The 13,059-nt window shown below is 57.4% G+C and carries 10 protein-coding genes, 1 pseudogene and 1 other annotated feature; of the genes and pseudogenes, 9 read left to right on the forward strand and 2 right to left on the reverse strand.

Going from position 1 to position 13,059, the window contains the following annotated elements; genetic code table 11:
• Window positions 1-11 precede the first annotated feature (11 nt).
• From thrL to thrC, 4 genes are all read left to right on the forward strand, one after another.
• Entirely contained in the window at window positions 12-80 is a 69-nt protein-coding gene (thrL, locus tag AC6I8M_RS04490; protein ID WP_498013792.1) for a thr operon leader peptide, read from the forward strand.
• Window positions 19-139: a sequence feature (Thr leader region), on the forward strand. (Overlaps the previous gene by 62 nt.)
• Before the next feature lie 26 nt (window positions 140-165).
• A complete protein-coding gene (gene thrA / locus AC6I8M_RS04495) occupies window positions 166-2,628 on the forward strand; it encodes a bifunctional aspartate kinase/homoserine dehydrogenase I (protein ID WP_010616994.1) in 2,463 nt (820 codons plus the stop codon).
• 2 nt (window positions 2,629-2,630) lie between these two features.
• Complete coding sequence (thrB, locus tag AC6I8M_RS04500) at window positions 2,631-3,560, forward strand: homoserine kinase (protein ID WP_010616995.1); 930 nt, start codon at window positions 2,631-2,633, stop codon at window positions 3,558-3,560.
• 3 nt (window positions 3,561-3,563) lie between these two features.
• The gene (gene thrC / locus AC6I8M_RS04505) at window positions 3,564-4,847 is read left to right on the forward strand and encodes a threonine synthase (RefSeq protein WP_010616996.1); all 1,284 of its coding nucleotides are present in this window, start codon (window positions 3,564-3,566) and stop codon (window positions 4,845-4,847) included.
• Window positions 4,848-4,962: 115 nt separating this feature from the next.
• Here the strand turns inward: thrC and yaaA are convergent.
• Window positions 4,963-5,737, reverse strand: a pseudogene (gene yaaA, locus AC6I8M_RS04510) (peroxide stress protein YaaA).
• Between the two features lie 212 nt (window positions 5,738-5,949).
• On the opposite strand from yaaA, the gene tal reads away from it, so the two are divergent.
• The 3 genes from tal (at window position 5,950) to AC6I8M_RS04525 (ending at window position 8,961) form a co-directional block, all read left to right on the forward strand.
• The gene (tal, locus tag AC6I8M_RS04515) at window positions 5,950-6,903 is read left to right on the forward strand and encodes a transaldolase (RefSeq protein WP_010616997.1); all 954 of its coding nucleotides are present in this window, start codon (window positions 5,950-5,952) and stop codon (window positions 6,901-6,903) included.
• Between the two features lie 124 nt (window positions 6,904-7,027).
• Entirely contained in the window at window positions 7,028-7,615 is a 588-nt protein-coding gene (gene mog / locus AC6I8M_RS04520; protein ID WP_498013681.1) for a molybdopterin adenylyltransferase, read from the forward strand.
• A gap of 113 nt (window positions 7,616-7,728) precedes the next feature.
• A complete protein-coding gene (locus AC6I8M_RS04525; protein ID WP_010616999.1) occupies window positions 7,729-8,961 on the forward strand; it encodes an MFS transporter in 1,233 nt (410 codons plus the stop codon).
• Between the two features lie 78 nt (window positions 8,962-9,039).
• On the opposite strand, the gene satP is transcribed toward AC6I8M_RS04525, so the two are convergent.
• A complete protein-coding gene (satP, locus tag AC6I8M_RS04530; protein WP_010617000.1) occupies window positions 9,040-9,600 on the reverse strand; it encodes an acetate uptake transporter in 561 nt (186 codons plus the stop codon).
• A 297-nt stretch (window positions 9,601-9,897) separates the two neighbouring features.
• Here satP and dnaK point away from each other — a divergent pair, with 297 nt between their 5' ends.
• Both dnaK and dnaJ read left to right on the forward strand, forming a co-directional pair.
• Window positions 9,898-11,808: a molecular chaperone DnaK gene (gene dnaK, locus AC6I8M_RS04535; RefSeq protein ID WP_010617001.1), complete on the forward strand. Its 1,911-nt coding sequence runs from the start codon at window positions 9,898-9,900 to the stop codon at window positions 11,806-11,808.
• A 103-nt stretch (window positions 11,809-11,911) separates the two neighbouring features.
• Window positions 11,912-13,048, forward strand: a complete 1,137-nt coding sequence (dnaJ, locus tag AC6I8M_RS04540; protein WP_010617002.1) for a molecular chaperone DnaJ — start codon at window positions 11,912-11,914, stop codon at window positions 13,046-13,048.
• Window positions 13,049-13,059 lie beyond the last annotated feature (11 nt).

Raw genomic sequence — 13,059 nt, forward strand, 5'->3', positions numbered from 1 at the left:
AAAAAATCTCAATGCGTAACCACAGCCTGAACACCACCATTATTACCAACGCCATTACCACAGGTAACGGTGCGGGCTGACGCATACAGGAAAAACAAAAGAAAGAAGCCCGCACCTCAACAGTGCGGGCTTTTTTTTCGGCAAAAATTCAGGAGAGCTTCAATCATGCGAGTGCTGAAATTCGGCGGAACCTCGGTAGCCAATGCGGAACGTTTTCTCCGCGTGACAGATATTCTGGAAAGCAATGCGCAACAGGGACAGGTTGCCACCGTGCTCTCTGCGCCAGCGAAAATCACCAATCATCTGGTAGCGATGATTGAGAAAACCATCAGCGGCCAGGATGCGCTGCCGAATATCAGCGATGCCGAACGCATTTTTGCCGAACTGCTGCAGGGGCTGGCCGACGCTCAGCCAGGTTTCGATTACAATGGCCTGAAAACCCGCGTTGAGCTGGAGTTTGCGCAGCTGAAACAGGTGCTGCACGGCATCAGCCTGCTGGGTCAGTGCCCGGATGCAGTGAACGCCGCCATTATCTGTCGCGGTGAGAAGCTGTCGATTGCCATCATGGAAGCGCTGCTGCAGGCGCGCGGCCACAAAGTGACGGTGATCGATCCGGTCGAAAAACTGCTGGCGGTGGGCCACTATCTTGAATCGACCGTGGATATCGCCGAATCCACCCGGCGTATCGCGGCCAGCCAGATCCCGACCGATCATATGATCCTGATGGCGGGCTTCACCGCCGGCAACGAGAAGGGCGAGCTGGTGGTGCTAGGGCGTAACGGCTCCGACTACTCGGCGGCCGTGCTGGCGGCGTGTCTGCGCGCGGACTGCTGTGAAATCTGGACCGATGTCGATGGCGTTTACACCTGCGATCCGCGTCAGGTGCCGGATGCGCGTCTGCTGAAGTCGATGTCATATCAGGAGGCGATGGAGCTCTCCTACTTTGGCGCCAAAGTGCTGCACCCGCGCACCATCGCGCCGATTGCTCAGTTCCAGATTCCGTGCCTGATCAAAAACACCGCCAATCCTCAGGCGCCAGGCACCCTGATTGGCGGCGAAGGCGAAGTGGATGAGAACCCGGTAAAAGGCATCACCAACCTGAATAACATGGCGATGTTTAACGTCTCCGGTCCGGGCATGAAAGGGATGGTGGGCATGGCGGCGCGCGTGTTTGCCGCGATGTCGCGCACCGGCATTTCCGTGGTGCTGATTACCCAATCCTCCTCCGAATACAGCATCAGCTTCTGCGTGCCGCAGAGCGAGCAGGCGCGCGCGCGTCGCGTGCTGGAAGAGGAATTCTACCTCGAACTGAAAGATGGCCTGCTCGATCCGCTCGACGTGCTGGAGCAGCTGGCGGTGATTTCGGTGGTGGGCGACGGCATGCGCACGCTGCGCGGCATCTCCGCCAAGTTTTTCTCGGCGCTGGCACGCGCCAACATCAATATCGTGGCGATTGCTCAGGGCTCGTCTGAGCGTTCCATCTCCGTCGTGGTCAGCAACGATGACGTCACCACCGGCGTGCGCGTGGTGCATCAGATGCTGTTCGCCACCGATCAGGTGATCGAAGTGTTTGTGGTGGGCGTCGGCGGCGTCGGCGGCGCGCTGCTTGAGCAGCTGCACCGTCAGCAGGCGTGGCTGAAGGGCAAGCATATCGATCTGCGCGTGTGCGGCATCGCCAACTCGCATGCGCTGCTGACCAACGTGCACGGCATCGACCTCAGCAACTGGAAAGCGGCGCTGGCGGAAGCCAAAGAGCCGTTTAACCTTGGTCGGCTGATTCGTCTGGTGAAAGAGTACCATCTGCTCAACCCGGTGATCGTCGACTGTACCTCCAGCCAGGCGGTGGCCGATCAGTACGCAGACTTCCTCGCCGAAGGTTTCCACGTGGTCACGCCGAATAAAAAGGCCAACACCTCGTCATGGAATTACTACCAGCAGATGCGTGCGGCGGCGGCGAAATCGCGCCGTAAGTTCCTTTACGACACCAACGTCGGTGCCGGTCTGCCGGTGATTGAAAACCTGCAGAATCTGCTTAACGCCGGCGATGAGCTGATCAAATTCTCCGGCATCCTGTCGGGCTCGCTGTCGTTTATCTTTGGCAAGCTGGATGAGGGCGTGACGCTGTCCGAAGCCACCCGCATGGCGCGCAAGCTGGGCTTTACCGAGCCGGATCCGCGCGACGATCTGTCCGGTACTGACGTGGCGCGCAAGCTGCTGATTCTGGCGCGTGAGGCTGGTCATCAGCTGGAACTGAGCGACATCGATATCGAACCACTGCTGCCCGCCAGCCTGACGGACATCGCCGATGTCGATCAGTTTATGGCGAGGCTGCCGGAGCTGGACAACGCCTTTGCCGCGCGCGTTGCCAAAGCGCGTGATGAGGGTAAAGTGTTACGCTTCGTCGGCGCGATTGAAGAGGGCGGCGCCTGCAAAGTTAAAATCGATGCGGTGGACTGCAACGATCCGCTGTACAAAGTGAAGAACGGCGAGAACGCACTGGCGTTTTACAGCCGCTATTATCAGCCGATTCCGCTGGTTCTGCGCGGATATGGCGCGGGGAATGATGTTACCGCGGCGGGTGTGTTTGCCGATTTGCTGCGCACGCTGACGTGGAAGTTGGGAGTTTAATGATGGTAAAAATTTATGCACCGGCCTCGATAGGTAACGTCAGCGTCGGCTTTGATGTGCTGGGCGCGGCGGTTTCGCCGGTGGATGGCACGCTGCTGGGCGACTGCGTGTCGGTCGAAGCGGCTGACCAGTTTAGCCTGCAGAATAAAGGGCGCTTTGTCAGCAAACTGCCCGCCGATCCGCAGGACAACATCGTTTACCAGTGCTGGCAGCGTTTCTGCCAGGCGATTGGTAAATACGTCCCGGTGGCGATGACGCTGGAGAAAAACATGCCGATTGGCTCGGGCCTCGGTTCCAGCGCCTGCTCGGTGGTGGCCGGCCTGATGGCAATGAATGAGTTCTGCGGCCAGCCTCTTAACGACACGGAGCTGCTGGCGCTGATGGGCGAGCTGGAAGGGCGCATCTCCGGCAGCGTGCACTATGACAACGTCGCACCGTGCTTCCTGGGCGGCGTACAGCTGATGATTGAAGAGAACGGGATTATCAGCCAGGACGTGCTGTGCTTTGATGAATGGCTGTGGGTAATGGCTTATCCGGGCATCAAAGTCTCCACGGCGGAAGCACGCGCCATCCTGCCAGCGCAGTATCGCAAGCAGGATGTCATCAAACATGGTCGTCTGCTGGCCGGCTTTATTCACGCCTGCCACACCCGTCAGCCGCTGCTGGCGGCTAAACTGATGCAGGATGTGATCGCCGAGCCGTATCGCACCAAACTGCTGCCGGGCTTTGCTGAGGCGCGGCAGGCTGCCAGCGACATTGGCGCGCTGGCCTGCGGTATTTCGGGCTCTGGCCCGACACTTTTCGCCGTTTGCAACGAGATGGCAACGGCACAGCGGATGGCGGACTGGCTGAGCCAGCACTATCTGCAGAACGAGGAAGGCTTCGTCCATATCTGCCGTCTTGATACGGCTGGCGCACGTAAACTGGGATAACGCATGAAACTCTACAACCTTAAGGATCATAACGAGCAGGTTAGCTTCGCGCAGGCCGTGAAACAGGGCCTCGGCTCGCAGCAGGGGCTGTTTTTCCCGCTGGAACTGCCGGAATTCGAGCTGACCGACATTGATGCGATGCTGGAGATGGATTTCGTCAGCCGTAGCCGCAAGATTCTCTCTGCTTACATCGGCGATGAAATTGCCGCGCACCAGCTGACCGAGCGCGTGAAGAACGCCTTTGCCTTCCCGGCACCGGTGAGCCAGGTGAGCGACGATGTGGCCTGCCTCGAACTGTTCCACGGTCCGACGCTGGCGTTTAAAGATTTCGGCGGGCGTTTTATGGCGCAGATGCTGTCGTACGTGTCTGGCGCGGATGAGCAGATCACCATTCTGACCGCGACCTCCGGCGATACCGGCGCAGCGGTGGCGCACGCGTTCTACGGCATGGAAAACGTGCGCGTGGTAATCCTTTATCCGCAGGGCAAAATCAGTCCGCTGCAGGAGAAGCTGTTCTGTACGCTGGGCGGCAACATCGAAACCATCGCTATCGACGGCGACTTCGATGCCTGTCAGGCGCTGGTTAAGCAGGCGTTTGATGACGAAGAGCTGAAGAAAGCCATCGGCCTGAACTCGGCTAACTCCATCAATATCAGCCGTCTGCTGGCACAGATTTGCTACTACTTTGAGGCGGTAGCGCAGCTGCCGCAGGAGAAACGTAATCAGCTGGTGGTGTCGGTGCCAAGCGGTAACTTTGGCGATCTCACGGCCGGCCTGCTGGCGAAATCGCTCGGTCTGCCGATCAAGCGCTTTATCGCCGCGACCAACGCTAACGATACCGTGCCGCGCTTCCTTGCCGACGGTCAGTGGCAGCCGAACGCGACCGTGGCAACGCTGTCGAACGCGATGGATGTCAGCCAGCCTAACAACTGGCCGCGCGTGGAAGAGCTGTTCCGGCGCAAAACCTGGCGCCTGACCGATCTGGCCTACGGCGCGGTGTCGGATGAGACCACCAAAGCCACCATGCGCGAGCTGGCAGAGCTGGGTTACCTGTCAGAACCGCACGCGGCGATTGCCTATCGTCTGCTGCGCGATCAGCTGCAGGAAGGGGCGTTTGGCCTGTTCCTCGGCACCGCGCATCCGGCGAAGTTTAAGGAGAGCGTGGAAGAGATTCTCGGCCAGCCGCTGCCGCTGCCGGAAGCGCTGGCCGCGCGCGCCGATTTGCCGCTGCTGTCGTATGCCATAAAGGCGGATTTCGCCGCGCTGCGGGCATTTTTAATGAAGTAAATCAGCTAGGTGCGCATAAATGCGCACCTTACATGATGTTGTAGAGTCGCCATTCATGGCGACCTTAATTTTTGCGCGGCGTATTGCGTGGGCGCTTGATGGGGGGCGCGGTGAATTATTGCTCGCGGCGCTTAAACACCAGCTCGTTATCCTTACTCTCCGCCGCATCAAAGAAATAACCGTCAACATCAAACTTCTTCAGCTGCGTCGGTTTCGTCAGGCGCTTCTCAATCACGTAACGGCTCATCAGGCCGCGCGCCTTCTTGGCGTAGAAACTGATCACCTTGAACTTACCGTTTTTCTCATCGAGGAATACCGGTTTAACCAGTTCGGCATTCAGCTGCTTCGGCTTGATGGCTTTGAAATACTCATCGGAGGCGAGGTTAATCAGCACGTCATCGCCCTGTTCCGCCAGCGCGTCGTTGAGCTTTTGCGTCAGCAGGTCGCCCCAGAAACTGTAGAGATCTTTGCCGGCCGGATTCGCCAGTTTGATGCCCATCTCTAAACGGTACGGCTGCATCAAATCCAGCGGGCGCAGCAGGCCATACAGGCCCGAAAGCATGCGCAGGTGTTTTTGGGCAAAATCAAAGTCGGCCTCGCTGAAGGTCTTTGCCTGCAAACCGGTATAGACATCACCTTTAAAAGACCAGAATCGCCTGCCGCGCGTTATCGGGTGAGAAGGGCGGCTGCCACTGGCTGAAACGGTCGGCGTTGAGGTGCGCCAGTTTGTCGCTGATGCCCATCAGCGAAGCGATTTGCGCCGGGGAAAGATCGCGCGCGACGTCAATCAGCTGCTGTGATTTTTCTAACAGCGCCGGTTGGGTAAACCGTGACGTTGCCAGCGGGCTTTCATAATCCATTGTCTTGGCTGGCGAGATAACCATCAGCATTGTGTCTGTCCTCGTTGACCCGCTGTTTTCAGGGGATGGATGGGAAAAATGTCGCGACGAGTGTAGCAAAAAAGCTGCACGGATCGGCAAATCGCTCCCATTTGTTAGCGCTATCGTAAAGGGTACGCGGCGATGTTGCGCTGCTTAGCCTGCGTGATATTATCTCAACAGCCTTTTACACCCTGACAGTCAACTTAAGAGAAAAGAGAACCATGACGGACAAACTTACTTCCTTGCGTCAGCTGACTACTGTGGTCGCCGACACCGGTGATATCGCGGCAATGAAACTCTACCAACCGCAGGATGCCACCACTAACCCTTCTTTGATCCTCAACGCTGCGCAAATCCCTGAATACCGCAAACTGATTGACGAAGCCATTAGCTGGGCACGTCAGCAGAGCAGCAACAAAGAAGAGCAGCTGGCGCTGGTTTCTGACAAGCTGGCCGTCAACATTGGTCTGGAAATTCTCAAACTGATCCCGGGACGTATCTCTACTGAAGTTGACGCGCGTCTCTCTTACGACACCGAAGCGAGCATCGCGAAAGCACGCAGCCTGATCAAACTGTACAACGATGCGGGCATCAGCAACGATCATATCCTGATCAAACTGGCCTCAACCTGGCAGGGCATCCGCGCGGCGGAGCAGCTGGAGAAAGAAGGCATCAACTGTAACCTGACGCTGCTGTTCTCCTTCGCCCAGGCGCGTGCCTGTGCCGAAGCGGGCGTGTTCCTGATTTCGCCATTTGTTGGCCGTATCCTCGACTGGTACAAGCAGAACACCGAAAAGAAAGAGTACGCAGCGCATGAAGATCCAGGCGTGGTATCCGTGTCTGAAATCTACAACTACTACAAGCAGCACGGCTATGAAACCGTGGTGATGGGCGCCAGCTTCCGTAACGTCGGCGAAATCATTGAGCTGGCCGGTTGCGACCGCCTGACTATCTCTCCAGGCCTGCTGAAAGAGCTGGCCGAGAGCGAAGGCAGCGTAGAGCGTAAACTGAGCTACAGCGGCGAAGTGAAAGCGCGTCCGGCTAAAATGACCGAAGCGGAATTCCTGTGGCAGCACAACCAAGATCCAATGGCAGTGACCAAACTGGCCGAAGGTATCTGCAACTTTGCCATCGACCAAGGCAAACTTGAGAAGATTATCGCCGAACTGCTGTAAGGTGATGTGCCGTGGCGGCTGCCGGTCGCCACGGTTTTCGCGTTTCCCTCGCTGATGCTTTGTATTATCCTTTCTGCCATTCCCCTTTTTCTCACCGCCCCGCGGTCAACACAGCGATAACTCTATGGATACTTTACGTATTGGCTTAATTTCCGTGTCCGATCGGGCCGCTAACGGCATCTATCAGGATCAGGGCATTCCGGCGCTGGAAAGCTGGCTTGGCGCTGCGCTGGCGACACCGTTTGAGATTGAAACCCGCCTGGTTCCGGATGAACAGCCGATGATTGAGCAGGCGATCTGCGAGCTGGTGGACGAACGTTTTTGTCACCTAGTGCTGACCACCGGCGGTACCGGTCCGGCCCGGCGCGACGTCACGCCGGATGCGACCTTAGCGGTAGCCGATCGCGAGATGCCCGGCTTTGGCGAGCAGATGCGACAGATTAGCCTGCAGTTTGTGCCGACCGCGATTCTGTCACGCCAGGTGGGCGTGATCCGCAAGCAGTCGCTGGTCCTCAATCTGCCAGGACAGCCAAAATCGATTAAGGAGACGCTGGAAGGTTTGAAAGCGGATGACGGCACGGTGAAAGTGCTAGGTATCTTCGCGGCTGTACCCTATTGTTTACAGCTGCTGGAAGCGCCTTACGTCGAGACTCACCCGGAGGTGGTAGCAGCTTTTCGCCCGAAAAGCGCACGGCGTGAGACAAACGTCTGAAAATTGCCGTTTTCAGGCATAAAATGCAGAGTGACTGGTGTGGCAAAATATTGACGGTATAGTAACCGCAGCTTTACAACTATACTGACATGGCCTCTGGATACCGCACTCTTATGGATTCGCTGACAACGCGTCGACTCAACCGCCAAGACTACAAAACCCTGGCGCTGGCTGCCTTGGGCGGGGCGCTGGAATTCTACGATTTTATCATCTTCGTCTTCTTCGCTGCGGTGATTGGCGAGCTGTTCTTTCCGCCAGACATCCCGGAATGGCTGCGTCAGGTGCAGACGTTTGCCATCTTCGCCGCCGGTTATCTGGCGCGCCCGCTGGGCGGCATCATCATGGCGCATTTTGGCGACAAAGTCGGGCGCAAGAAGATGTTCAGCCTGAGTATTCTGCTGATGGCGCTGCCGACGCTGGCGATGGGCGCACTGCCTACTTACGCCAGCATTGGCATTACCGCACCGTTACTGATGCTGCTGATGCGCGTGCTGCAGGACGCAGCCATTGGCGGCGAGGTGCCGGGCGCGTGGGTGTTTGTCGCTGAGCATGTGCCGGAGAAGCGCATCGGCTTTGCCTGCGGCACGCTGACTGCAGGCTTAACCGCCGGCATTCTGCTCGGTTCGCTGGTGGCGACGGTGCTGAATACTTCGCTCTCGCCGGCGGCCATCCGCGATCACGGCTGGCGCATTCCTTTCTTCCTCGGCGGCCTGTTTGGCCTGCTGGCGATGTATCTGCGTCGCTGGCTGCATGAAACACCGGTGTTCCGCCAGATGCAGCAGCGCAAAGCGCTGGCGGAAAAGCTGCCGTTACAGACCATTCTCGCCAGCCATAAGCGCGGCATTGCGGTGTCGATGCTGCTTACCTGGCTATTATCAGCCTGTATTGTGGTGGTGATTCTGATGGCACCGACGCTGATGCAGAAACAGCATGGCGTGCCGGTGGCGCTCAGTCTGCAGGCCAACAGTTTCGCGACCGTGATGCTGCTGATCGGCTGCGTGCTGGCGGGCTGGATTGTCGATCGCTACGGTGCGGCGCGCACCTTGCTGATCGGTTCGCTGCTGCTGGCGCTGTACAGCTGGAGCTTTTTCCAGCAGCTTGGCGGCACGCCGCAGATGCTGTTCATCTGGTACAGCCTGGCGGGACTGAGCGTGGGCGTGGTCGGCGTGGTGCCTTTTGTCATGGTGTGGGCGTTTCCGGCTGCGGTGCGCTTCACCGGCATTTCCTTCTCTTACAACGTGTCGTACGCCATCTTTGGCGGCCTGACGCCGATGGCGCCGGCCTGGTACGTGCTGGCGCTGATCGGCATGCTGGTGGCGCTATGGTTATGGCATGACAGCCGCTAGGCTAATGCGCAGCTGGATGTCTCGCTACATTCATCGTAATGACAGCGCGCGGAGCGGCACGGCTCCGCGCGCAGTTGATTACTCGCCTATCGGCAATACGCAGCGCTCAAACTTCTCGTTCAGCACTTCGCCCATCGCCAGATAAAAGGCGCTGGCGCCACAGACGATGCCCACCCAGCCGGCGATGCGCAGCAGCGCTGCGTGATCCAGCAGATGACCGATAGCCAGCAGCGCAAATAGCAGCGTCAGGCTGGCAAACACAAACTGCAGCATCTTCGCGGCCCGCAGCGTGCTAAAGAACAGAAACAGCGTGAAGAGGCCCCACAGCGCCAGATAAGCGCCGAGGAAATGGCCATCGGCGGCAGCGGCAAGTCCCATTTTCGGCAGCAGCAGAATCGCCACCAGCGTCAGCCAGAAACTGCCGTATGAGGTAAAGGCGGTCAGGCCGAAGGTATTACTTTTCCTGTACTCCAGCAGACCGGCAAAAATTTGCGCGATGCCGCCATAAAAGAGGTCCATCGCCAGGATAATCACATCCATTTCAAACCGACCGGTGTTATGTAAGTTGAGCAGGATGGTGGTCATACCAAAACCCATCAGGCACCGTGGGGCGGGATTAGCCAGCGTGGTGTTGCCCATAATTCCTCAGCAGCAGCGTTATTGTTTATTGGTTTAACGCCCGCGCCAACAGCGGTGGGGCGCGGGGCGCTGCATCATAATCAGGTGGCTTTTGCCGCACTTTGATCTCACGCGGTAAGAGAATCTAAATTTTTTTTAGTTTTAACCCTTGATGCGCTTCGAAGCGGCCCCATTTAGTTGTCATCAAGCATTGTGAGGCAGCAAAAAAATCTGCCGCAGCAGTTGAAAGTGGTCAGCGTGACCGCATCTCTGCTTCACAACCCAATTTGGCAAAGAATTTAAGTGGGAGACGTTTAGATGGGTAAGATTATTGGTATTGACCTAGGTACAACTAACTCATGTGTGGCGATTATGGACGGTGGCAAAGCACGCGTGCTTGAAAACGCCGAAGGCGATCGCACCACACCGTCAATCATTGCATATACCGGGGATGGAGAAACTCTGGTCGGTCAACCGGCTAAACGTCAGGCGGTGACCAACCCGCAGAACACCCTGTTTGCAATCAAGCGCCTGATCGGCCGTCGTTTCCAGGACGAAGAAGTGCAGCGTGATATCAAAATCATGCCGTACAAAATCATCAGTTCTGACAACGGTGACGCTTGGTTGGGCGTGAAAGGCCAGAAAATGGCACCGCCGCAGATCTCTGCAGAAGTGCTGAAAAAAATGAAGAAAACCGCGGAAGATTTCCTCGGTAAGCCGTTAACCGAAGCGGTTATCACCGTACCAGCCTACTTCAACGATGCGCAGCGTCAGGCAACCAAAGACGCTGGCCGTATCGCGGGTCTGGACGTAAAACGTATCATCAACGAACCGACCGCAGCGGCACTGGCTTACGGCTTGGATAAAGGTCAGGGCAACCGCACCATCGCGGTATATGACCTGGGTGGCGGTACGTTCGACATCTCCATCATTGAGATCGACGAAGTCGACGGCGAGAAAACCTTTGAAGTACTGGCGACCAACGGTGACACCCACCTGGGTGGTGAAGACTTCGACAGCCGTCTGATCAACTACTTGGTTGCCGAATTTAAGAAAGATCAGGGCATCGATCTGCACAACGATCCGCTGGCGATGCAGCGCCTGAAAGAAGCGGCAGAGAAAGCGAAAATCGAGCTCTCTTCTGCGCAGCAGACCGACGTTAACCTGCCGTACATCACGGCGGATGCGACCGGTCCTAAGCACCTGAACATTAAAATGACCCGCGCGAAGCTGGAATCACTGGTTGAAGATCTGGTTACCCGTTCGATTGAGCCGCTGAAAGTGGCGCTGAACGACGCTGGTCTGTCGGTTTCTGACATCAACGACGTTATCCTAGTTGGTGGTCAGACGCGTATGCCAATGGTGCAGGCGAAAGTGACGGAGTTCTTCGGTAAAGAGCCACGTAAAGACGTGAACCCGGACGAAGCTGTCGCTGTGGGTGCTGCGGTACAGGGCGGTGTGCTGGCCGGTGAAGTAAAAGACGTTCTGCTGCTGGACGTGACCCCGCTGTCGCTGGGTATCAAAACCATGGGTGGCGTGATGACGTCGCTGATCAGCAAGAACACCACTATCCCAACCAAGCACAGCCAGGTGTTCTCGACTGCTGAAGACAACCAGTCTGCCGTGACCATTCACGTGCTGCAGGGTGAGCGTAAGCGTTCGGCGGATAACAAATCGCTGGGCCAGTTCAACCTCGACGGTATTCAGCCTGCGCCGCGCGGTATGCCACAGATCGAAGTGACCTTCGACATCGATGCTGACGGTATTCTGCACGTGTCTGCGAAGGACAAAAACAGCGGTAAAGAGCAGAAGATCACCATCAAAGCTTCCTCTGGCCTGAACGAGGAAGAGATCGAAAAAATGGTTCGTGACGCGGAAGCTAACGCCGAGTCAGACCGTAAATTCGAAGAGCTGGTGCAGACGCGTAACCAGGGTGACCAAATTGCGCACAGCACGCGTAAGCAGCTGGACGAAGCCGGTGACAAACTGTCAGCGGAAGACAAAGCACCAATCGAGTCTGCCCTGAACGAGCTGAACACCGCGCTGAAAGGCGAAGATAAAGCAGAAATCGAAGCCAAAATGCAGGCGCTGATGGAAGTGTCCAGCAAGCTGATGGAACTGGCGCAGCAACAGGCTCAGGCCGGCGCAGCGGATGCCGGCGACGCTTCGGCGAAGAAAGATGACGACGTTGTCGACGCTGAATTCGAAGAAGTGAAAGATAAAAAATAATTGCCCCTGACCGGGCGCGACGGCTGGCCTGACAGCCGTTGAAACCAGCACGGGCGTCGGAGATCTCTCCACGCCCGTGCGATCATGTTAAGGGCAGAGAAAAATGGCTAAGAGTGATTTTTACGAGATCTTAGGCGTCTCAAAATCCGCCGATGAGCGCGAAATCAAAAAGGCCTATAAGCGCCTAGCGATGAAGTATCACCCGGACCGTAATCCGGGCGATAAAGAGGCCGAGACGAAATTCAAAGAGGTCAAGGAAGCCTACGAGATCCTCACCGATGCGCAGAAGCGTGCAGCTTACGATCAGTACGGTCATGCGGCGTTTGAGCAGGGCGGTGGTGGCGGCTTCGGCGGCGGCTTTGGCGGCGGCGGTGCCGACTTCAATGATATCTTTGGCGACGTGTTCGGCGATATCTTTGGTGGTAGTCGCCGTCAGCGCGCCTCACGCGGCGCCGATTTACGCTACAACATGGAACTGACGCTGGAAGAAGCGGTACGCGGCGTGACCAAAGAGATCCGCATTCCAACGCTGGAAGAGTGTGATGTCTGCCACGGCAGCGGCGCCAAAGCGGGCACCCAGCCGCAGACCTGTCCGACCTGTCACGGTGCGGGCCAGGTACAGATGCGTCAGGGCTTCTTTACCGTGCAGCAAGCCTGTCCGACCTGTCACGGTCGCGGCTCGGTGATTAAAGATCCGTGCAACGCCTGTCACGGCCATGGCCGCGTTGAGCGCCAGAAAACGCTGTCGGTGAAAATCCCGGCGGGCGTCGATACCGGCGACCGTATCCGCCTCAGCGGAGAAGGTGAAGCGGGCGAACATGGCGCACCGGCTGGCGATCTGTACGTGCAGGTTTCGGTGAAGAAACACCCCATCTTTGAGCGTGAAGATAACAACCTGTACTGCGAAGTGCCGATCAACTTTGCTATGGCAGCGCTGGGCGGCGAGATTGAAGTGCCGACGCTCGACGGTCGCGTGAAGCTGAAAGTGCCGGCAGAAACCCAGACCGGCAAGCTGTTCCGCATGCGCGGCAAAGGCGTGAAGTCGGTGCGCGGCGGTGCAGTGGGCGATCTGCTGTGTCGCGTGGTGGTGGAAACCCCGGTCAGCCTCAACGACAAGCAAAAATCGCTGCTGCGCGAGCTGGAAGAGAGCTTCGGCGGACCAACCGGCGAGAAAAACAGCCCGCGTTCGAAAAGCTTCTTCGACGGCGTAAAGAAGTTCTTTGATGATCTGACCCGCTAATCGGGTGTGCA

It is taken from the genome of Type-A symbiont of Plautia stali (assembly GCF_059731155.1).

Excerpts from the sequence above, each read along its gene's own strand:
- dnaJ (WP_010617002.1), top strand. The coding sequence starts at position 11,912 with ATGGCTAAGAGTGATTTTTACGAGATCTTAGGCGTCTCAAAATCCGCC.
- tal (WP_010616997.1), top strand. The coding sequence starts at position 5,950 with ATGACGGACAAACTTACTTCCTTGCGTCAGCTGACTACTGTGGTCGCC.
- thrA (WP_010616994.1), top strand. The coding sequence starts at position 166 with ATGCGAGTGCTGAAATTCGGCGGAACCTCGGTAGCCAATGCGGAACGT.
- dnaK (WP_010617001.1), top strand. The coding sequence starts at position 9,898 with ATGGGTAAGATTATTGGTATTGACCTAGGTACAACTAACTCATGTGTG.
- satP (WP_010617000.1), bottom strand. The coding sequence starts at position 9,600 with ATGGGCAACACCACGCTGGCTAATCCCGCCCCACGGTGCCTGATGGGT.
- thrB (WP_010616995.1), top strand. The coding sequence starts at position 2,631 with ATGGTAAAAATTTATGCACCGGCCTCGATAGGTAACGTCAGCGTCGGC.
- AC6I8M_RS04525 (WP_010616999.1), top strand. The coding sequence starts at position 7,729 with ATGGATTCGCTGACAACGCGTCGACTCAACCGCCAAGACTACAAAACC.
- thrC (WP_010616996.1), top strand. The coding sequence starts at position 3,564 with ATGAAACTCTACAACCTTAAGGATCATAACGAGCAGGTTAGCTTCGCG.
- mog (WP_498013681.1), top strand. The coding sequence starts at position 7,028 with ATGGATACTTTACGTATTGGCTTAATTTCCGTGTCCGATCGGGCCGCT.